The 20761-nt window shown below is 63.2% G+C and carries 22 protein-coding genes; 9 read left to right on the top strand and 13 right to left on the bottom strand.

The features are described from left to right. Nucleotides 1–105 precede the first annotated feature (105 nt). A complete protein-coding gene (locus SA496_RS25205; protein WP_120653957.1) occupies nt 106–1023 on the top strand; it encodes a LysR substrate-binding domain-containing protein in 918 nt (305 codons plus the stop codon). Between the two features lie 72 nt (nt 1024–1095). On the opposite strand, the gene SA496_RS25200 is transcribed toward SA496_RS25205, so the two are convergent. The 7 genes from SA496_RS25200 to SA496_RS25170 all read right to left on the bottom strand — a co-directional run bounded on the left by SA496_RS25200 (nt 1096) and on the right by SA496_RS25170 (nt 10503). After that, nucleotides 1096–2079 carry a fimbrial protein gene (locus tag SA496_RS25200; RefSeq protein ID WP_162945860.1) on the bottom strand — a complete coding sequence of 328 codons (984 nt, stop codon included), beginning with the start codon at nt 2077–2079 and terminating at the stop codon, nt 1096–1098. A 55-nt stretch (nt 2080–2134) separates the two neighbouring features. Beyond that, nucleotides 2135–4627: a fimbria/pilus outer membrane usher protein gene (locus SA496_RS25195; protein ID WP_330114660.1), complete on the bottom strand. Its 2493-nt coding sequence runs from the start codon at nt 4625–4627 to the stop codon at nt 2135–2137. Between the two features lie 94 nt (nt 4628–4721). Then, entirely contained in the window at nt 4722–5432 is a 711-nt protein-coding gene (locus SA496_RS25190) for a fimbrial biogenesis chaperone (protein ID WP_371924426.1), read from the bottom strand. A gap of 67 nt (nt 5433–5499) precedes the next feature. Continuing rightward, nucleotides 5500–6096, bottom strand: a complete 597-nt coding sequence (locus SA496_RS25185) for a fimbrial protein (RefSeq protein WP_120653961.1) — start codon at nt 6094–6096, stop codon at nt 5500–5502. A 519-nt stretch (nt 6097–6615) separates the two neighbouring features. Next, entirely contained in the window at nt 6616–8592 is a 1977-nt protein-coding gene (locus SA496_RS25180) for a BCCT family transporter (RefSeq protein ID WP_153919080.1), read from the bottom strand. Nucleotides 8593–8704: 112 nt separating this feature from the next. After that, nucleotides 8705–10201 (bottom strand): YifB family Mg chelatase-like AAA ATPase, encoded by a 1497-nt coding sequence (locus SA496_RS25175; RefSeq protein ID WP_153919077.1) that lies wholly within the window; start codon nt 10199–10201, stop codon nt 8705–8707. Between the two features lie 38 nt (nt 10202–10239). After that, complete coding sequence (locus SA496_RS25170) at nt 10240–10503, bottom strand: accessory factor UbiK family protein (RefSeq protein ID WP_120653964.1); 264 nt, start codon at nt 10501–10503, stop codon at nt 10240–10242. Nucleotides 10504–10917: 414 nt separating this feature from the next. Here SA496_RS25170 and glnK point away from each other — a divergent pair, with 414 nt between their 5' ends. From glnK to sutA, 4 genes are all read left to right on the top strand, one after another. Then, nucleotides 10918–11256, top strand: a complete 339-nt coding sequence (glnK, locus tag SA496_RS25165; protein ID WP_003457590.1) for a P-II family nitrogen regulator — start codon at nt 10918–10920, stop codon at nt 11254–11256. Between the two features lie 34 nt (nt 11257–11290). Further along, nucleotides 11291–12610 carry an ammonium transporter gene (locus SA496_RS25160; protein WP_120653965.1) on the top strand — a complete coding sequence of 440 codons (1320 nt, stop codon included), beginning with the start codon at nt 11291–11293 and terminating at the stop codon, nt 12608–12610. A gap of 138 nt (nt 12611–12748) precedes the next feature. Beyond that, nucleotides 12749–13174 carry a secondary thiamine-phosphate synthase enzyme YjbQ gene (locus SA496_RS25155; RefSeq protein ID WP_120653966.1) on the top strand — a complete coding sequence of 142 codons (426 nt, stop codon included), beginning with the start codon at nt 12749–12751 and terminating at the stop codon, nt 13172–13174. A gap of 76 nt (nt 13175–13250) precedes the next feature. Beyond that, nucleotides 13251–13565, top strand: coding sequence for a transcriptional regulator SutA (gene sutA / locus SA496_RS25150; protein ID WP_120653967.1), 315 nt, complete (start codon nt 13251–13253; stop codon nt 13563–13565). Nucleotides 13566–13744: 179 nt separating this feature from the next. Here the strand turns inward: sutA and SA496_RS25145 are convergent, their stop codons facing one another. Genes SA496_RS25145 through lptM form a run of 6 tightly spaced genes read right to left on the bottom strand, consistent with a single transcriptional unit; the run spans nt 13745 to nt 18313 of the window. Further along, complete coding sequence (locus SA496_RS25145) at nt 13745–14449, bottom strand: HAD family hydrolase (RefSeq protein WP_120653968.1); 705 nt, start codon at nt 14447–14449, stop codon at nt 13745–13747. Next, nucleotides 14446–15342 (bottom strand): tyrosine recombinase XerC, encoded by an 897-nt coding sequence (xerC, locus tag SA496_RS25140; protein ID WP_330114659.1) that lies wholly within the window; start codon nt 15340–15342, stop codon nt 14446–14448. The genes SA496_RS25145 and xerC overlap by 4 nt, the downstream gene beginning before the upstream one ends. 29 nt (nt 15343–15371) lie before the next feature. Then, nucleotides 15372–16073: a DUF484 family protein gene (locus SA496_RS25135; protein WP_120653970.1), complete on the bottom strand. Its 702-nt coding sequence runs from the start codon at nt 16071–16073 to the stop codon at nt 15372–15374. After that, the gene (dapF, locus tag SA496_RS25130; protein ID WP_120655323.1) at nt 16070–16900 is read right to left on the bottom strand and encodes a diaminopimelate epimerase; all 831 of its coding nucleotides are present in this window, start codon (nt 16898–16900) and stop codon (nt 16070–16072) included. The genes SA496_RS25135 and dapF overlap by 4 nt, the downstream gene beginning before the upstream one ends. A gap of 10 nt (nt 16901–16910) precedes the next feature. After that, nucleotides 16911–18158, bottom strand: coding sequence for a diaminopimelate decarboxylase (lysA, locus tag SA496_RS25125; protein ID WP_330114658.1), 1248 nt, complete (start codon nt 18156–18158; stop codon nt 16911–16913). Nucleotides 18159–18172: 14 nt separating this feature from the next. Further along, a complete protein-coding gene (gene lptM / locus SA496_RS25120) occupies nt 18173–18313 on the bottom strand; it encodes an LPS translocon maturation chaperone LptM (RefSeq protein WP_003457568.1) in 141 nt (46 codons plus the stop codon). Nucleotides 18314–18452: 139 nt separating this feature from the next. Here lptM and SA496_RS25115 point away from each other — a divergent pair, with 139 nt between their 5' ends. The 4 genes from SA496_RS25115 to rnk all read left to right on the top strand — a co-directional run bounded on the left by SA496_RS25115 (nt 18453) and on the right by rnk (nt 20575). After that, nucleotides 18453–19502, top strand: a complete 1050-nt coding sequence (locus SA496_RS25115) for an AraC family transcriptional regulator (protein WP_330114657.1) — start codon at nt 18453–18455, stop codon at nt 19500–19502. A gap of 6 nt (nt 19503–19508) precedes the next feature. After that, entirely contained in the window at nt 19509–19841 is a 333-nt protein-coding gene (gene cyaY / locus SA496_RS25110) for an iron donor protein CyaY (RefSeq protein ID WP_077525568.1), read from the top strand. Further along, nucleotides 19822–20025, top strand: a complete 204-nt coding sequence (locus tag SA496_RS25105; RefSeq protein WP_120653973.1) for a DUF1289 domain-containing protein — start codon at nt 19822–19824, stop codon at nt 20023–20025. Before cyaY ends, SA496_RS25105 begins: the two co-directional genes overlap by 20 nt. A gap of 142 nt (nt 20026–20167) precedes the next feature. After that, on the top strand, nt 20168–20575 hold the full coding sequence (rnk, locus tag SA496_RS25100; RefSeq protein WP_120653974.1) for a nucleoside diphosphate kinase regulator: 408 nt from the start codon (nt 20168–20170) through the stop codon (nt 20573–20575). Nucleotides 20576–20761 lie beyond the last annotated feature (186 nt).

Genomic DNA, 20761 nt, shown 5'->3' with positions numbered 1-20761 from the left:
TTCCCTTGGCCAGCTTTGGATTCAGCAATTCTCCGAGCCTTGAACCTGCAGCACAAAAGGAAAAAAATGATGCCATCCATGACTTTGACTCATAGGTAAAGGCATATGTCGCGCCGCCTGCCCCCGCTCTACGCCCTGCGCGCCTTCGAGGCTGCCGCCCGTCACGCTTCCTTTACCCGCGCTGCCGAGGAGCTGGCCATCACCCAGAGCGCGGTCAGCCGGCACATCCGCACGCTGGAAGATCACTTCGCCTGCCGATTGTTCGAGCGCCAGGGGCGCAATCTGCAGCTCACCGAGCCGGCGCGCATGCTGCTGCCCGGCCTGCGGGATGGTTTCGATGCCCTGGAGCGCGCCTGCATCACGCTGCGGATCGACGACGCCACCCTGCGCCTGAAGGCGCCTTCGACGCTCACCATGCGCTGGTTGCTGTCGCGCATCAGCCGCTTCCGGCACCTCAATGACGACATCGAGGTGCAACTGACCAGTGCCTGGATGGATGTGGACAAGGTGGATTTTCAACATGAGCCGTTCGATTGCGCGGTGCTGCTCAGCGACGGTCACTTCAGCCAGGACTGGGAAGTGACCCTGCTCTTCAGCGAATGGCTGATACCAGTGTGCGAGCCATCGCTGGTCGCTGAACCCTGGGACCTGGCGCGGCTGAAAGGAACCGAACTACTGCACCCGACGCCGGACCGCCGCGACTGGCGTCGTTGGTTGCAGCGCATGGGGCTGGGGGAGGAGGTCTCCCTCAAGGGAGGGCAGGTGTTCGACACACTGGAGCTGGGCATCGTCGCCGCCGCGCGCGGCTATGGCGTATCCATCGGTGACCTGGTGATGGTGGCGGAAGACGTTGCCGGGGGGCGCATCGGCCTGCCCTGGCCCACGGCGGTGGCCAGTGGCGATAGCTACTACCTGGTCTGGCCCCGCGCCCGCAGCGGCCAGGACCGCCTGCGGCGCTTGCGTGATTTTCTGCAGGCGGAGGTGGCGGCTATGCAGCTTCCGAAGGTGGAGCTGCTGGGCTAGCTGGCTGTTGAAAAGCGACCTTTGTTGCCGAGGCCGAAACCAACTGCCGGGGGCGCGCCGACTTCATCAAGCTCACCGATAACTCAGGGTGAACGTCGCGTGGCCGTTGGCAAATCCCGGCACGATGGTGGGTTGCGTCTGGATGAAGCGTGCGGAGAGGGGAATGGTGAGTCTCTGATTGCCGATCCCCTGGCCATTGGGGACCGGCCACTGGTTCTCGTTGCCCGATTCGCTCGAGTCCGGGCCGTACCTGACCGGCTGGGTGCCGTTGAGCACTTGGATGGCGACGCCAGAAGCGGTGGAGCTGGGGGCAAGGCTCAACTGGTCCGTTCGATTGGCGGGGGCGGTCTGGTCGGTCATCGTCATGTACAGGTTGGTTGTCACGCCTTCCACACCACCGGAGCATTCCAGCGTGATGGCAAACGTTTTTTCGGGCGATGTTGAACCGACTCCTGTGAAGATTGAGGTGCTGACCTTCTCAAGTGGGACGTCGAGCGTCTTTTGCGTGGCGTTGCAGGTGGGTGTCGTGGGCTTGATTTCAAGGCTGTTGCCCGACCATGAGTAAATCACCTCGTCCTCATAATCAGTGAACCGACGGGCAAACTCCCCGGAGAGTTTTCCGCCACCGGTAATCGGGCCTGTTTTGACCAGTTCGAGTGTGATTGGATGAGGGTATACGCTCTCGCTCCAGATCTGTGATTTGCACTGCCCCGGCCAATAGCCGGTATAGCAAACAAATGGGGACTTCAAGCGGAAGCTGATACCTGGGATGCCGGAAGCGTAGAGCTGATGACCTGTCGATGGGGTCGTGCCCTCCATATAGATGCTAGTGATGGCGACAAAGCATTTTTGGGGCTCTACGCGTTGCGGAGAAACATCGCCGGTCCAGAAAGTAGTGTTGTTGGGGACGCTCGGGTCGACAGTGATTTCCGGCGGTCCTGCCATGTAGAACCTGTAGGGGCCATCGGGACATCTAGCTGCCATGGCCGTCGAGGGTAGGGTGCCCAGGGACAAGGCGATGCTGGCCCAGAACAGCGTGTCAGTACATCTACTCATCATTGACTCCGGATAGCTGAGTGGGGGCGCATATGGCGCTTGCCGTGCGGGGGGCTCAACGGCTCTGGCACAGCGTGGCGAAGCGTTCGTAGGTGAGTGCCTTGTTCACGGGGGGCAGATCGTAGTTGACCGAACAGCTATTGCCTTCCCAGCGCACGTCCAGCCGCCCCTTGTCCTGGCTGCCGAACACCAGCAGGCGCGAGCGGTGGTCGACGATGCCCAGACTCTTGCCTTCTTCGTCAAAAGCCTGGGCGCCGAAGGGCACCTTCTTGCCGGTGTCCAGGCTCAGCTCGAACTGCAGGCGGCGGCCGGTTACCGCGGCAAAGCGGCCTTTGACCACGGCGCCACGGGTGGGCACGACCCTCTGGGCGTTTTCGGTGATATCGGTGCTGGTATCCAGGGTGGTGGTGTCCAGGTTCAGCCAGTTGTAGCGGTAGGGTTGGACATAGGGCACCACGGCGTAGCCCCGGCTGTCGGTGCGGATGGCGCCATGGCTGTCGAGGCCGATGCCGCTGGTGTCTGGTACCTCCACCAGGGCGAAGGTTTCGCCTACCGACTGGCCGAAGGTGACGCCGCCGCTGTGCAGCACTACCGAGCCGCTTGCGCCCAGGTCCGTGTGCTTGCTGTCCCGCGTGAGGCTGTAGTTGGCGCTGAGCGAGGCCCTGGCCGTGTCCCAGCCCAGGCCGAAGCTGCCTGAACCTTTATTGTCCTTGCTGTAGCCGGCCTGGGCGGAATAGTTGACCGTGTTCTTGTCGTCCAGGAAGCCGGATACGCCGCTCTGCAGGCTGGAGTCGCCATGGCGCGAAGAGACGGCGTTGCTAGAGGCACGATGCGAGTTACCCTGGCCCAGGGGGAAGCTCACGGATGCGGTGAACTGGGTATCGGACTGCCCCATGGAGCCTGCCTCCTGGGTGCGCGAGACGGCCAGGCTGTAGCTGGCGGTGCGGACGCTGTCGCTGTAGCCGAGCTGCCAGCGGCGGGTATTGCCTTGGCGGTTCCAATAGTTGGTTTCGCCCGCGCTGACGAATAGCGAGCCGCGCGCCTGGAGCGACTGGTTGATGGTCAGGTCGAAGCGGCTCTTCTGCCGGCCGACGCGCTCGCCGCTGACGTAGTCCATGTCCTCCACGTGCTGGCTGAGGGTGCGGTAGCCATCGGTGGAGTAGCGGTAGCCGACCATGGTGAAGGTGGTGTCGGTGGCGCTGACTGTCTTCGAATAGAGGAAACGCGCGCTCTGACCCTGTTTTCGCCCGCCGCGCTGGGGTTTCGACTGGCTGTTGGTGACGTCGAATGACAGCCCGCCGTAGCCCGAGTTGATGCCTATGCCCAGGTTCACCGCGTTGTACTTCTGCGTCGCGAGCAGGCCGCCGTAACCGGTGAGGTTATCGGTGGCGCCATAGACCGCCGTGCCCTGGGTGAAGCTGGGTGAGGACTGCCCTTCGGTATGGTACTCACCCGCCGCCACGCTGTAGCGCAGGCTGCCCTTGCGGGTCATCACCGGCAGGTAGGAGTAGGACTGGCTATAGGTTCTTTCCCGCCCGTCGGCCTCGATGATCTTGATCTGGAGATCGCCGTTGGAGCCGTTGGGGTAGATGTCGGTGATCTCGAAGGCGCCCGGCGAAACGCTGGTGGAGTACACCACATAGCCGTTCTGGCTCACTTCGACCGTGGCATTGGTCTCGGCGATGCCATGCACCACCGGCGCGTAGCCGATCTCGTTGTCGGGCAGCATGCCGATGTCGGATTTGAGCTGGATGCCGCGCATGCGCACGCTGTCGAAGATGTCGCCATGGGTGTACAGCTCGCCGAGCGACAGGGTGCCTTTCAACTGGCGGATATCGCGTTCGAGGAAGTTGCGGTCGCTCCTGAGCTTGTTGCGCATGCCGGTGCCGCCGCGCAGGGACGCCTCGTTGCGCAAGCGCCAGCCGAGCAGGTTCAGACCGTTGCGCAGGCCGACGTAGCGGTAGTCGCTGGTCTGGCCCGGGTTGCTGTTGCGGCTGAAGTTGGCCTGGTAGTTGGTGAAGAGCGCGGTGATGCCGTCGTCCCAGAGGGACGGATCGACATAACCCCGCGAATGCCGCTGTACGTAGGCGTGCGGCATGCTAATCAGCAGGGCCAGTTCGTTGACCTCGAACTCCACCGATGCGCCCGGAACGAGCGCTGCGATATCCAGTGGCGTGCTGTCGTCTGTATCGGCCGGAATTAGGTTCTCCCGCATCAGCCGTGCCACGTCCACGCCCAACTCTTTGAGCAGGCCGGCCCGAATCACCGGGCGAACGTCGGCGTTCCCGGGGTTGGCGCTGAAGTTGATGCTCTGACGGCGGAATATCGACTGATTCAGGTAGACGTCGACGTCGTACGAGCCCGGGCGTACCGTGCTGCCCTGTTCGAAGTACTTGAGTTCGACAGGGGCGTCACGGCCCTGGAGAAAGTCGGGGTTGAATTCTACCGCCGGGGAAGTGCTGGGCAGCGCCAAGCTCAGGGCCATGAAACAGGGCGCCCCGGAATAAGGTGAAATCTTCAAGTTGGGCCTTTTCCGGGAAATGGACACGAGTTTGTTCCTCTGGATAACTTCCATGCGTCGACTGGAGATAAGCTTTCAGTGTTTTAGGCGAGGCTGATTGATCTCGATTCAGGGGGGGCGATCAATTGCTCATGGCGCTGGAGTATTTATCGAGGCCGCCGAAGTCGTTCACGATCTGGAATTCTATGTTCATGTCGTTGATTGAAGTGACTCCGGTCAATTCCTTGATATCGAACTGGCTACTCGATCTTGGTCTGACCATGTCCACTGATATGTCATAGGACTTGCTGCCGTTCTTTAACTTCGCATCAGCGAGGGATACATGGAATGCCGAGTTATTGATCACTTCCATCCTGGGTTTTCCGCCTTGCTGGATAAGGCGCCATTTCAGCTCCATAGGGGCATCCGCGGCGGCTCCCGGCAGGCCGGCCGGCCGGTAGAAAACCTTGATGCGCTGGCGCAGGGCAATTTGCAGGGTGTTGTCGTTCGCCGATTTCTGCGGGATTTCCTGGACGCTTAGTCGGAACACAGACTCTCGGTCCGTTGGCAGGCCCTGACCCTGGAAAAGGATGCGCAAGCTCTGTTGCCTGTTGGCACCCAGTCGGCTGAGGTTGGGTGTAATGGCGAACGGCAAGTCCTGGGAGTCATCGGGGCCTTCAATTTCCATCCAGGACTGGATCATGACGTCTTCCGGTGCCTGGTTTCTCACCAGTATCGAAGTCTCCTTTGCGGGCGCCTGCAGCACGACCCGGGTGCCGCTCAATGTGATGCCTGCGTTGGCCAGGCCGGAAGACAGCAACAGCAGGCCGGCCCAGAGGGTTCTGGAAGTCAGTCGTTTCACGTTGATCTCGCATCTGGAAGCGAGGGGTGTGGAAGCACCCCACCGCTTATGGCTGGACTTACTTGTAAGTCAGGGTGAACGGCAGGGTGCCGTTGGCGCTACCGGGTGTGGGTGCGGCGGCGCTGGATTTCACGTAGGCCGCGCGCATGGACAGTGAGGCTTTGTACTTGACCGGAGCGCTGCCGCTCGCGACCAGGGGGGCATCGATGGTGTCGTTGGCGGAAAGGTTCAGCAGTTTGCCGTCGTCGTTATAGAGACCGATGCCGACGCCAGTGGCGCTACCGGTGGTTTTCAGCAGGTTGAGATTCTTGGCGTCGATGCCAGAGCCGGATTTCGCGTCGAGACGCAGCATGACGGTGGTCAGGCCGCTGCCGGTGCTGCCGCAATCCAGCTCCAGGTTGATATCGGTACCGGCAGTGACGCCGCCGCCGGCACTGCCGCCCAGGGAATCGATAGGCACCTTGCCGAGGTCGACGTTGACGAGCTGGTTACCCTTGCCGCCACCGCCGACGCTGGTGCCGGGGCCGCCGGTGATAGCGCAGGAAGCGGAGGTGAGTTGGCCGGTGAAGTTGATGGTTCCGTCCGCAGCGACTGCGGAGTTGAGCAGGAGGCCGGTTACGGCCGTGGCAAGCATGCCTTTAATTGGAATAGACAAAATAGCGCTTCCTTAATTCTGGTTGAGGCGACTCGTGATCGTGCTCTTTAAGAGCCTCGCAAAGTTTAAGGAAGTAAAAAGATGCATCAATAAGCTCAATTCCGGCCGTCTTGGCGAATTGACCTTTTGTACTTGTAGGTTTTTTCTTGAAGGGGTCTCAGGGAGCTTGTGTATTGGTTGATTGCTATTGGTGTTCAGTGGAAGGGGTTAATTACTAATGCTTGTATGTGGATTCTGACAGTTTTTTCTGATTAATGTTAATAAGTGTTTCGGGTTGTTTGTTTCAATAGAGGTGGCCAGTCGCACAAGTGGTATTTCATCTGGACTTGGGAAGCCACGTCATTAGTCGGCCATCTCTAGTGCGGGCCACGCCGGTGAGAGCGAAGCCAAACCCAGATGCTTGGCCAGGCTGGCTCCCCGGCAGCCCTTCTCCTGATGGGAGAGGGGGCCAAGGTCCACCAACGGCGGGGCCCGCTTCCCCTCCCGCTGGCAGAGGAAGCGGCATGAGCCGAGCACCCCTCAGCGCACGACGTGCAGGAAGTGCAGGTGCTTCTCGTACTGGTCGAGCAAGTCGCCGATCACTTCCTCTCGGCTCCAGCCCATTACGTCGTAGTCCTGCCCGCCCTCACGCAGGTACACCTCGGCGCGGAAGTACTTGCGTGCGTCAGTGCCTTCGTCGTTGCCATCACGGCCCGCGAAGCGCGGTAGCGGCAGGGCGCGAGGGCGGACCTCGTAGCTGAAATCGACTTCGCTGCCGTGACCGACATTCAACTTGCAGCGCCCGTCATGACCGTTCTGTATGTCCACGTCGTAGCCCTGCTTGCGCAGCTCCTCGGACACATCCTGGCAGGCGGGTCGTACGACTTCCTCGATGAAGCGGGTGACATGGGTGCGGCGCGGGAACATCAGGATGTTGCGCAGGCGCCGTTGCCAGCCGCCTTGTTGGCGATGGGGTGGGCGCGAGAGGTTGAGGGCCTGGTAGCGAATGCCACGCTTGGTGGCATCCAGGCGCAGCGCCTTGAGCAGGCCCCAGGTCGCCGCCAGCAGCACCACGGCGAAGGGCAGGGCGCTGGCGATGGTCGCGGTCTGCAGGGCCTTCAGGCCATCGGCAACCAGCAATGCCATGGCCACGACACCCATCAGGATCGACCAGAACAGGCGCTGCCAGAGCGGCGTTACCTCCCGGCCGCCCGAAGCCAGCATGTCGACCACCAGGGCGCCAGAGTCGGCGGAGGTGACGAAGAACACCACCACCATCAACACCGCCACCACGGAGAGCAGGCTGGAGAACGGGAACTGCTGGAGGAAGGCGAAGAGCGCCAGCGAACTGTCCTGGGCCACGGTGTCCGCGAGGCTGCCAACACCCTCGTGCAGCACCATGTGGATTGCCGAGTCGCCGAACACGGTCATCCATAGCAGGGTGAAGCCGGCCGGCACGAACAATACGCCGCAGACGAACTGGCGGATGGTGCGCCCGCGGGAAATGCGGGCAATGAACAGGCCGACGAAGGGCGACCAGGACAGCCACCAGCCCCAGTAGAGCAGGGTCCAGCCGCCGATCCAGTCGCTGGATTCATAGGCGTAGAGATTGAAGGTCTTGCTGACGATCTCGGACAGGTAGCCGCCGGTGTTCTGGATGAACGTCTTGAACAGGAACACGGTGGGGCCCAGCAACAGCACCACGACCAGCAGGATGACCGCGAGTACCAGGTTGAGCTCGGAGAGGATCTTGATGCCTCTGTTCAGGCCGCTGGCCACTGACAGCGTCGCCAGGGCACAGGTGCCGGCGATCAGCCCCAACTGCACTGGCACGCTCACGGGCAGGCCGAACAGCTGGTTCAGGCCGCTGTTGATCTGCAGCACGCCATAGCCGAGCGACGTGGCCACGCCGAATACGGTGCCGATGATGGCGAAGATATCCACAGCGTGGCCGATAGGCCCGTAGATGCGCTCGCCAATCAGCGGGTAGAGCGCCGAGCGCAGCGTCAGGGGCAGGTCATGGCGGAAGCAGAAGAACGCCAGGATCAGCGCGACGATCGCGTAGATCGCCCAGGCATGCAGGCCCCAGTGGAAGAAGGTCAGCTTCATGGCCTCCCTGGCGGCGGCCACGGTGTTGGGGTCGCCTACCGGCGGGTTGGCGTAGTGCATCAGCGGTTCGGCGACGCCGAAGAACATCAGGCCGATGCCCATGCCGGCGGAGAACAGCATGGCGAACCAGGTGCCGTTGCGGTATTCGGGCTGGCTATGGTCGGGCCCGAGCTTGATGTCCCCCAAGCGGCTGACGGCCAGGAAGACGACGGTAATGAGGATCAGGGCGACCGTCAGGACATAGAACCAGCTGGCGTTGACGATGATCCAGTCCTGGATGTGGATGAACAGCGCTTGCGCCTGATCGCGGGCGAGGGTGCTGTATAGCACCAGGGCGATGATGAGGATGGCCGAACCGAAAAAGACCGGCGGATTGAGGGTGGATTGCGAAGACGAACGTGCCTCCATTGAGCTAGCTCTCCTTTTAATCGGATGGCCGCCAAGGGCGGAAGGCGCGCAATTCTAGCAATTTCGATAGAAAAAGTCTTTCGCTGGCTAAGTTGCAATAGTTTCTATTGCTTCATGTCATGGTTTCCGGGCGGTACTGCAGGGCTTCGCCGAGGTGATGGCGGGCTATGGTTTCGGCCTGCTCCAGATCGGCTAGGGTGCGAGCCACCTTGAGGATGCGATGGGCTGCACGCAGGGAGAGATTGAGGCGTTCGCAGGCTGCTTCCAGCCAGGCGCGGTCTTCGCTTTCCAGGGCGCAATGCTGGCGCAGGCCCTTGAGGTCGAGGAAGGCGTTGGCGCACCCCTGGCGTCGGAGTTGCACGCGGCGTGATTGCGCCACCGTCGCGGCAACTTCCGCGCTGCCGGGCCCCGTGCTTGTCGGTGGCTCCAGGGCGGTTGCTTCGCGGGCAACTGTCAGGTGCAGGTCGATCCGGTCAAGTAGCGGGCCGGACAACTTGGCGCGGTAGCGCTGGATCTGCTCCGGGGTACAGCGGCATCGCCCGGCCGGGTCGCCGAGATATCCACAGGGGCAGGGGTTCATTGCCGCGACCAGTTGGAAGCGCGCTGGAAAACGCAGCTTGTCATGGGCGCGGGCGATGACGATCTCACCGCTTTCCATGGGCTCTCGCAGGACCTCCAGCACCTTGCGCTCGAACTCCGGCAGTTCATCGAGGAACAGCACGCCCTGATGCGCCAGGGTGATTTCGCCCGGCTTCGGCCGACTACCACCACCTACCAGCGCGGCACCGGAGGCGCTGTGATGGGGCTGGCGGAAGGGGCGTTGCGGCCAGCTCGTCAGCGGTGCATGGCTGGCAACCGAGTGGATGGCCGCCACTTCCAGGGCCTCATGCTCTTCCAGCGGTGGCAGCAGACCAGGCAGGCGACTGGCCAGCAAGGTCTTGCCGGTGCCGGGCGGCCCGCAAAGCAACAGGTTGTGCGACCCAGCCGCAGCGACCAGGAGGGCGCGCTTTGCTGCGACCTGGCCCTGGACTTCGGCGAGGTCGGGGTAGGGCGGGCGCTCGTCCATCAGGCCCTGGGCCTGGTAGAAGGGCAGTGGGGTATGGCCGGCAAAGTGCGCGGTCAGCTCCAGCAAGTGCGAGGCGGCCAGCACCTTGAGACCGCCGGCCAGGCTGGCTTCTTCGGCATTATCCCGTGGCACCACCAGGGTCCGCCCGGCGGCGCGAGCGGCGAGCGCGGCGGGGAGTACACCCTGCACAGATCGCAGCGAGCCGGAAAGCGCCAGTTCACCCAGGCATTCCACCTCATCCAGGGCACCGGCCGGCAATTGGCCGCTGGCCGCGAGCACGCCAAGGGCAATGGCGAGGTCGAAGCGGCCGCCATCTTTCGGCAGATCTGCCGGAGCGAGGTTGAGGGTGATGCGTCGGGGAGGGAAATCGAACCCGCTGTTCTGGATCGCGCTGCGGACGCGGTCCTTGCTTTCCTTCACGGCGGTTTCCGGAAGGCCAACCAGGGCCAGGGACGGCAGGCCGTTGGCGAGGTGCGCTTCGACGGTCACGGCAGGGGCTTCGACGCCAACCTGCGCGCGACTGTGGACGATGGCCAGGGACATTGATCACTCCTTGATCGGTCCGCCGGGCCGGAGTGGGATCACTCCGCCGACGGCGGGTTCAGCTTGGCATCCAGTTCCGCGACCTTGGCTTCCAGGGCCTCCAGGCGCGCGCGGGTGCGGGCGAGTACCACCATCTGGCTGTCGAATTCGTCGCGGGTGACCAGGTCGAGTTTGCCGAAGGCGCTCTGGAGCAGGACCTTGAACTGGGCCTCGATTTCGGCACGGGGCAACGGGCTGTCGCTGCTGAACAGGCGCGAGGCAGTGGCGGCGAGGGTATCGAGCAGGGCTTTGGGCGGCAGCATGGCGGTATCCGTAAGTGAATGAGCGGGAGTCTATCACGGTGCTCTCTGGGGCCGTGCCGGCAGTGCCCGGTGCCCAATTATTGAGCAATGGGCTGGAGCGCTGCGCACTGCTTTGGTGCGATGCGCGCACGATCGGGCCTTCTGAAATGCGGCATCCGGCCAGTATCTGATTGAAAACAGGCACTTTGTCTGGAGCTGGCAAGAATTCTGCTTGGAGCTGAACGACGCATGCACCGATGCAGTTCCGGTGCACCGGGCGAGGCGGGGGAGTGTTTCGCCAGAAGCGGTTGGTTTGTGTCGGAGTGCCGAGCCAGGGCGGGCCGACGCGTTACAAAAGCCAGACACTGCGCTTAGACTTGAGCCGGGTTCGCGTTTTTCCTGGGGCAAGTCAACCAAAACACGGGAGAGAGTTTCATGAAGCTAGTCACCGCCATCATCAAGCCTTTCAAGCTCGACGACGTGCGTGAGTCGTTGTCCGAGATCGGCGTGCAGGGCATCACTGTCACCGAGGTCAAGGGCTTCGGGCGGCAAAAGGGCCACACCGAGCTTTATCGTGGCGCCGAGTACGTTGTCGATTTCCTGCCGAAGGTGAAGATCGATGTGGCCATCGCCGACGATCAGCTCGATCGTGTGATCGAGGCCATTACCAAGGCAGCCAACACCGGCAAGATCGGTGACGGCAAGATCTTCGTCGTCAATCTGGAACAGGCCATCCGTATCCGTACCGGCGAAACCGGCACAGACGCGATCTAAGCCGCCGAACCCCAACGCCCCAGGAGAAAACAACATGACTCTGCGTAAAGCCGCAGGGCTAGGAGCCCTTTTGTCCCTCGTTACCCCCGGCCTGGCCATGGCCGCCGACGAGGTCGTGCTGAACAGTGGTGACACGGCGTGGATGATCGTCGCAACTGCGCTGGTGCTTTTCATGACCATCCCCGGCCTGGCGCTGTTCTATGGCGGCATGGTTCGCTCCAAGAACGTTCTGTCGGTGATGATGCAGTGCTTCGCCATCACCGGCCTGATCAGCATCCTTTGGGTGGTCTACGGCTACAGCCTGGCCTTCGACACTACCGGCATGGAACAGGGGGTGATCAACTTCAACTCCTTCGTGGGCGGCCTGTCCAAGGCGTTCCTCAGCGGCCTGAACACCAGCAGCCTGGTGTACGCGATTCCTGAGAGCGTGTTCATCACCTTCCAGATGACCTTTGCCATCATCACCCCGGCCCTGATCGTGGGTGCCTTTGCCGAGCGCATGAAGTTCTCCGCCATGCTGATCTTCATGGCTGTCTGGTTCACCCTGGTCTATGCCCCGATCGCCCACATGGTGTGGAGCGGCAACGGCGGCCTGATGTGGGACTGGGGCGTGCTGGACTTCGCCGGTGGCACCGTGGTGCACATCAACGCCGGTGTCGCAGGTCTTGTAGCCTGCCTGGTACTGGGCAAGCGCAAAGGCTACCCGACTACTCCGATGGCTCCGCACAACCTGGGCTATACCCTGCTCGGCGCCGCCATGCTCTGGGTGGGCTGGTTCGGTTTCAACGCTGGTTCCGCGGTTGCGGCCAATGGCACGGCTGGCATGGCCATGCTGGTTACCCAGATCGCCACTGCCGCCGCCGCCCTGGGCTGGATGTTCGCCGAGTGGCTGACCCACGGTAAGCCGAGCGCACTGGGTATCGCTTCCGGTGTGGTCGCCGGTCTGGTTGCCATTACTCCGGCCGCTGGCACCGTCGGCCCAATGGGCGCCTTGATCATCGGTCTGGTTGCCGGCGTGGTCTGCTACTTCTGCGCTACCAGCCTGAAGCGCAAGCTGGGCTACGACGACTCCCTGGACGCTTTCGGTGTGCACGGCATCGGCGGTATCGTTGGCGCACTGCTGACTGGCGTGTTCGCGGCACCGGCCCTGGGTGGTTTCGGCACCGTGGAAAACATCGGCGCCCAGCTGCTCATCCAGTTCGAGGGTGTGGCCTTCACCGTCGTCTACACCGGTATCGTGACCTTCGTGATCCTGAAAGTGCTGGACGTGGTCATGGGCCTGCGTGTCAACGAAGAGGAAGAGACCGTCGGCCTCGACCTGGCTCAGCACAACGAGCGCGGCTACAACCTCTGATCCGATCGATTTCCCCGTTCGGCGGTTGCCGGCGGGGTCGTCGACAGGAAAGCCAAAAAGGGCGCCGCAAGGCGCCCTTTGTTTTTTTTTCGGCCGCGCTAGAATGCCCGCCGTACGAGCCGCAACAGGTATTTGCGCATGTGGCAGCAGACCCTGATCACCTTGCATCCGAGGCCGCGTGGTTTCCATCTGATTACCGAGGAAATCCTGGCGGCGTTGCCGGAACTGAGGCGCTACCGATTGGGTCTGTTGCACCTCTGGCTGCAACATACTTCGGCTTCCCTGACGGTGAACGAGAATGCCGACCCCGCGGTAAGGCGGGATTTCGAGCGATTCTTCAATCGCCTGGTGCCGCAGGGCGAAAGCGGCTATGAACATGACTATGAAGGGCCGGACGACTTGCCCGCGCATTTCAAGGGCAGTCTCCTCGGTTGTCAGCTGAGTTTGCCGGTCCGAGACGGGCAACTGGCGATGGGCACCTGGCAAGGTGTCTACCTGGGTGAGCACCGCGACCAGGGCGGCGTGCGCCGGGTGTTGGCGACCTTGCATGGCGAGGCGTCCTGAATTTTTTCCGGCAGCGTTAGAAAGCTGGCGCAGCTGGGCTATAACTAACCTGCTTTGGCAAGGCATGAGGTAGAACATGAGCGACGAAGAACTGGAACAAGACGAGCTGGAAGCGGCCGACGAGGACGACGGCGAAGAGCTGGCTGCAGCCGATGATGGTGAAAGCGACGACGATGGCGAGGCCCCTGCCCCCTCCGGGAAGAAGGCGAAGGCTGCGGTCGAAGTCGAAGAGTTGCCCAGCATCGAAGCCAAGCAGAAAGAGCGCGATGCCCTGGCCAGGGCTATGGAAGAATTCCTGGCCCGTGGTGGCAAGGTGCAGGAGGTCGAACCCAATGTGGTTGCCGACCCGCCGAAGAAGCCGGACAGCAAGTACGGCAGCCGCCCCATTTGAGGCTGGCACCCGTCGAAAGAGCCCGCTATTGGCGGGCTTTTTCATGGAGGCGGGAAAGTCTGTGCGAACTCAGGCTCTGCCCATCGTTCGGGGCTGCCGATGCCGTAGGTTGGTATAGAGCGGAGCGAAGCCCAACGATTCCGGGTCGGGCTGCGCGCATGGCGCACCCTATGAGTCGCTTAGTGCCACTTCGCCCAGCGCGCCAGCACGCCAGGCAATTCTCCCAGGCTGGAAATCTCGGCATCCGGCAGCCTTTCGCCCGTCCAGTCCTTGCCCTGCGGGTTGAACCAGATGGCACGCAGGCCGGCGCGGCGGGCGCCTTCGATATCGTCGGCCGGATGGTCGCCGATGTGCACGGCTTCCCCAGCGCTGACACCGCCGCGCTTGAGCGCTTCGAGGAAGGGCATCGGGTCGGGTTTGCCGATGCCCAGCTCTTCGGCGCAAAGGGCGAACTTGAAATAGTCGGCCAGACCCAGGCGGCGGACGTCGGCATTGCCGTTGGTGATGACGCCCAGGCTGTAGCGAATGGCCAGGCGTTCCAAGGTGGGCACGGTGTCCGGGAAGAAGGTGATGCGGTGACGGGCGTGGAGCATGGCCTGGAAAGCGCCTTCGGCCAGGTCGACGGCATCGTCGGCGGAATAACCGACACCTTCCAGTGCGCGGCGCAGGGTACGGCGGCGCAATTCGCTAAGGCGGTACTTCAGACTGGGCTCTGCGGCCAGGACCTCGCCACGAATGGCCCACAGGTGTTCTACCGGCAGGGTGCCCAGGGCCGGGGTGTGTTCCATCAACCAGTCGCGCATGGCGGTCTCGGCGCCCTCGATCACCGGGCGGTTATCCCAGAGGGTGTCGTCCAGGTCGAAGGTGATCAACTGGATACTCATTCGTCGGCTCCCCGTCGCTTCGCCCTCGGATGGGCCTGGTCGTAGACCGAGGCCAGGTGCTGGAAGTCCAGGTGGGTATAGATCTGGGTGGTGGAGATGTCGGCGTGGCCGAGCAACTCCTGTACTGCCCGCAAGTCTTGGGATGACTCCAGCATATGGCTGGCGAAGGAATGGCGCAGCATGTGCGGATGCAAATGCTGGCCCAGTTCACGAACCCCTGCCTGGCGCACCCTCAGCTGGATGGCGCGCGGTGTCAGGCGCCGCCCCTGTTGGCTGATGAACACTGCGCCGTCACCGGGATTGGCCGCAGCGCGCAGGGGTAGCCATTCCTCCAGCGCCTCTCGCGCCTTGCTACCCACGGGCAGTTCACGGGTCTTGTTGCCCTTGCCGCGTACCCGAACGAGGCCCGCAGAGAGATCGAGCCCTTCGAGGTCAAGGCCTACCAGTTCGGACAGGCGCAAGCCCGAGGAGTAGAAGAGCTCCAGCATGGCCTGGTCGCGGCGGGCGATGAAATCGTCTTCCGCGCCGCCGTCCAGCAGCTGCTGGGCACGGTCGGCGTCCAGTGCGCGGGGAAGACGACGAGCGCCCTTGGGCGCGGCGAGGCCGTTGGCCGGATCGTGACGGCAGCGGCCTTCGCGGATCAGGTACTGATAGAGGCCACGCACGGCCGAGAGCAGGCGCGCCAGGCTACGGCTGGACAGTCCATCCTGATGCAGTCGGGCGACGAAGCTGCGCAGGCTGCGGACATCCAGGTCATTCCAGTTGGCAATGCCGTACTTTTCGCAGAGCGCACGGACCTTGAGCAGGTCGCGGTGGTAGCCGTCCAGTGTGTGGGCCGACACCTGACGCTCGCTGCGCAGGTGGTTCAGGTAGGCGTCCAGGTCGGCATTCATGGGGCTTCCTTGGGATGCGCGGCGGTGGTCTATCTCACCGAGCGCAGGGGGGATGCGAAGCGCGGTAGTACCCGGGCCAGCACTTCGGCGACATAACCGAGAAACAGGGTGCCGAGGGAGCTCTTGTAGTGCTGCGGATCGGGACTGCCGATGGCAAGCACGCCGTGCAGGCCCTGGTGGGTCAGGCTGACCACGGCGGCGGAGCCCACCTGGTCACGTTCTTCGGTGCCGAACAGGAACTCCAGTTCATGGCTGCGCAGCACGCCGCAGATGGTCTTGCCGCCGGCCAGCAGGCCGCCGATGCTCTGGTGGGCTTCGGCAGTGGTGACACTGCGGCCCACCGGCAAGGTGATCTCGCTGAACAGGATGAGGCTGACGAAGGGCACCTGGAACTCGTGGCGCAAGCTGTCTTCCACAGCGCCGACCACTTCCTCGAGGCTGGAGGCGTCGAGCAGGTCGAGCACCAGTCGACGGGTCTTGTCGAACAGGCGGTCGTTCTCCCGGGCCACATCCATCAGCTGCGACAGGCGATGGCGCATCTCGATGTTGCGCTCACGCAGCAGTTTCACCTGGCGCTCCACCAGGGATACGGCGTCGCCTGGCTGGTGGGGGATGCGCATCTCGGGAATCAGTTCCTCGTGCTGGACGAAGAACTCCGGATGGAGGCGCAGGTAAGCTGCCACCGTTTCGGAATCGAGGTGCTGCGGCTGGTCCTGGTGCTGGTCGGTCATAGGCGAACCTGTCCTTCGAATACTCGGACGGCGGGTCCGGTCATCATAACGGGGTGCCCCGGACCGGCCCACTCGATCAAGAGCCTGCCCCCCGGCAATTCGAGTTGTACCGGGGAGTCCATCCAGCCCTGACGGATCGCGGCCACTGCGGCGGCGCAGGCGCCGGTGCCACAGGCCTGGGTTTCCCCGGCACCGCGCTCCCAGACGCGCAGCTTCGCCTGCTTGCGGTCGACGATCTGCAGGAAGCCTACATTCACCCGCTGCGGGAAGCGTGGATGGTGCTCCAGCTTCGGCCCGAGGCTGTGCACCGGGGCAGTGGCGACGTCGTCGACGCGCAGCACTGCATGGGGGTTGCCCATGGAGATGGCTGCCAGCTCGACGGTCTGGCCGTCCACGTCAACCGGGTAGGTCAGCGCTTCGCTATCGGCGACGAAAGGAATCTGCTGCGGGACCAGGCGCGGCGGCCCCATGTCCACGGTGACCTGGCCGTCTGGACGTACATCGAGCTCGATGATGCCGCCCTTGGTTTCCACGCGAATGCGCTTCTTGACTGTCAGGCGCTTGTCGATGACGAAGCGGGCAAAGCAGCGCGCACCGTTACCGCACTGTTCCACCTCCGATCCGTCGGAGTTGAAGATGCGGTAGCGGAAATCGACGTCCGGATTGGTCGGAGCCTCGACGATCAGCAGTTGGTCGAAACCGACTCCAGTGTTGCGGTCGCCCCACTGCTTGGCGTGCTTGGGCTGGATGTGGGCGTGCTGGCTGACCAGGTCGAGGACCATGAAGTCGTTGCCGAGGCCGTGCATCTTGGTGAAGCGCAATAACATGGATGCGCCCTCACTGCGGCAGCAGGCTTTCGCCGGCATAAAGGTCTTCAATAGTCTCGCGGCGACGCACCTCGAAGGCTTGCTCGCCATCCACCAACACCTCGGCGGCGCGGCCGCGGGTGTTGTAGTTGGAGCTCATCACGAAACCGTAGGCGCCAGCGGAGCGAATCGCCAGCAGGTCACCTTCGGCCAGCACCAGGCTGCGCTCGCGGGCGAGGAAATCGCCGGTTTCGCAGATCGGGCCGACCAGGTCGTATGTGCGCTCGGTACCGGCATGGGGTTGCACCGGCACCACATCCATCCAGGCCTCGTAGAGGGCCGGGCGGATCAGGTCGTTCATGGCCGCGTCGATCACCGCGAAATCCTTGTGTTCTGTGAGCTTGAGGTATTCCACCTGGGTCAGCAGCACGCCTGCATTGGCGACAATGGAGCGTCCGGGCTCGAACAGCAGCTCCAGGTTGCGCCCCTTGAGGCGCTGGCGCACGGCCTGAATGTATTCGCCGGGCAGCGGTGGCTGCTCATCGCGGTAGCGCACGCCGAGGCCGCCACCGAGGTCCAGGTGGCGAATGGCGATGCCGCGTTCGTTCAGACGGTCGATCAGGTCCAGGAGGCGGTCGAGGGCGTCGAGGAAGGGTTCCAGGCTGGTGAGCTGGGAACCGATATGGCAGTCGACGCCGATCACAGCGATGTTGGAGAGGCTGGCGGCCTGTACATAGACAGCCTCGGCTTCATCTATGGAGATGCCGAACTTGTTTTCCTTCAGGCCCGTGGCGATGTACGGGTGAGTACCCGCATCCACATCGGGATTGACCCGCAGCGATACCGGCGCCTTCATTTCCATGGCTGCGGCCACGTGCTGCAGGCGTTCCAGTTCGTTGCGCGATTCGACGTTGAAACAGTGCACGCCCACTTCCAGGGCGCGGCGCATGTCGTCGCGGCTCTTGCCGACGCCGGAAAAGACGATGCGCTCGGGAGCGCCGCCGGCAGCCAGCACGCGCTCCAGTTCACCGCTGGAAACGATGTCGAAGCCCGCGCCGAGACGCGCCAGCAGGTTCAGTACACCGAGATTGGAGTTGGCCTTGACCGCGTAGCAGACCATGCCGGACGAGCCGGACAGGGCGTCGGCATAAGCCTTGTAGCCGGCCTCGATCGCAGCGCGGGAATAGACATAGGTGGGCGTGCCGAAGCGAGCGGCGATATCGGACAGCGCTACGCCTTCCGCGAACAGCTCCCCGTCGCGGTACGTGAAAGCGTCCATGACAGCTCCCCCGATCAGCGGATGTACACGTCTTTCTGGTGTTCCTTCGCTGCTTTCTCGTCGTCAGGCATGTAAAGCGGGCCTTTCTGGCCACAGCCGGCCAGCAGACAGGCAACGGCGAGCAGGGCGACGAAGGGGGCGTGGAGTCGCTTCATGACGGAGTCCTTGCAGAAAACGTGAATTGTTCCGGAGTATACCGACCCCCCGCCGCCTTGCCTATTCGGTGAAATTCCCGTCTGGCGTGGCCTGCGGGCCTATGCGGCGTTAGCATTGGCGACTGAAAAAGGAGCTCTCATGGACAACGCCGCATCCCTGGCCGGCTCGGTCTCGGTCGCCTATCTGCAGGGACTGGTGGAGCGTATCGAACAGTTCGGCGTGACCCCTGCCGAGTTGCTTGGCCACGTCCAACTGACACCCGCGATACTTTCCCAGCGTGATCAGCGCATCGCGGCCAGCGCCTACCTGGAGTTGCTCGGGCATGCGGCGCGACTTTCCGGCGACCCGCACCTTGGCTTGCACCTGGGCGAGGCTGTTCGCCCTGGCCACTACGGCGTGCTCGGCTTTTTGCTGATGAGCTGCGCCACCCTGGCCGATGCCCTGCATCGCCAGGCGCGTTACGCCGCTCTGGTGGGCAACCTGGGCCGCGTCGAGCTGGCCGACGAGCCGCCTCGTGAGGGGCTGGAGCCCCTGGTGGCGCATAGCTGGGAGTCCATCCTGCCGCAGCAGCGCGCGCTGCTGGCTGAAGAAACCCTGTCCGGTTGGGTGACCTTCGGTCGCTGGATAACCGGACTGGACATTCCACCAACCGAGGTGCGCTTCCAGCACCCTGCGCCAGCGGAAACCACCGAGCACCAAAGGATCTTTCGCTGTCCGGTACTGTTCGGCCAGGCAGACAATGCCTTGATCTTCCCCAAGCGACTGTTGGCTACACCACTTGGCCAGGCCGATGCCGAGGTGCGCCGGCTGTTCGACGGTTACGCCGAACGCCTGCTGAATGAACTGCGCCAGGGCCACAGCGTTCTGGACCGGGCTCGTGAGCTGCTGGCCGCGCAGTTGTCTGCCGAAGGGCCGGACCTGGAGCGCCTGGCCGACGAGCTGGCATTGAGTCCCCGCACGCTGCAGCGCCGACTGCGTGAGGCCGGGTTATCCTTCAGTCAGTTGGTGGATGAGACACGCCAGCAACTGGTGCTGCACTACCTGCGTGATCCGACCCTGGAGCTGGCCGATATCGCCTTCCTGGTCGGCTTCAGTGAACCCGGCTCCCTCGGCCGCGCCTTCCGACGCTGGACCGGACAGAGCCTTGGCGAGTACCGTCGCCCCCCATCCCCCAATGCCCTGAGGTAAACCCTGATGAGTTTGAGCGAAGCCCGATTCCACGACCTGGTCGATGAAGCCCAGGAGCGCGTGGAAGACGTGTTCGATGACAGCGACCTGGACCTGGATCTGGAAAACAGCGCCGGTGTGCTCACCGTGCGTTTCGAGAATGGCAGCCAGGTGATCCTCAGCCGCCAGGAGCCGCTGCGTCAGCTCTGGGTGGCGGCGCGTTCGGGGGGCTTCCACTTCGACTATGACCAGGCCAGCGGACGCTGGATCTGCGATAGCAGCGACGAGCCGCTGGGCGAGCTGCTCAACCGTGTGACCCGCGAGCAGGCGGGCGAAGACCTTGAGTTCGACGAACTCTGACAGCGCGCCCCCGGCACGCTACCCGTCGCCCTGCATCCGGCATTGCTGCCTGGACGATGCTGACGTGTGCGTAGGCTGTGGCCGAACCCTGGCGGAAATCTGCGAGTGGGGCGCGGCGAATGATCAGCGCCGGCGCGAAATCTGCAGCGCCGCCCAGCAGCGAAAGCGGCCGCTGCCCGGGTGACCGGGTGGTCTTGCCAATCGCAGGTGCGCTGACGTACTGTCGGGCTTCGGGCAATTTTGTCCGGGAAGACAGAATCTGAAACCCCGCCTTCGGGCGGGGTTTCGCTTTTCTTGCACACTGAATAAGGAGTCGCGCGTTCGCCATGAACACCCACCCGCCCATCACCATTACCCGTCTCGACCTGCAACGCCTGGAGCGCCTGCTCGACAGCCTGGAGGAATTCGGCCCCGCCGCCGAGGCGCTGGAGAGCGAGCTGGCTCGCGCCCAGGTGGTTGGCCATGAGGAAGTTCCGCCGGGCGTCGTCACCATGAACTCACGCGTGCATTGCCGCGAAGAAAGCAGTGGCAAGGACTACCACCTGACCCTGGTTTACCCGGAAGACGCGGGTGGCGAAGGCAAGGTATCCATCCTCGCTCCGGTGGGCAGCGCGCTGCTCGGCCTGTCGGTTGGCCAACACATCGATTGGCCGGTGCCCGGCGGCAAGACCCTCAAGCTGACTCTGCTGGACGTCGAGTACCAGCCGGAAGCAGCGGGCGAATACGCTCGCTGATTCATTCTTCGCAGTCCTGTCGGATTGAGTAGCTGTAGGGGCGAATGAATTCGCCCCTACAAGACCAGTCTCCAGCTGGGTCTGCGCGTTGGGCTTCGTGGCCTCAGCCACAACCTACGGCAGGACTTCGTCCCGCATCGCGAAAGAACTCGCTTCTACAGGGCGATGGGCCGGCCGGCGTGCCGG

Source organism: Pseudomonas sp. JS3066 (assembly GCF_036328175.1).
Taxonomy (GTDB): domain Bacteria; phylum Pseudomonadota; class Gammaproteobacteria; order Pseudomonadales; family Pseudomonadaceae; genus Metapseudomonas.
Note: the sequence above shows the minus strand (reverse complement) of the source record. Positions and strands in the feature narration are given on the sequence as shown.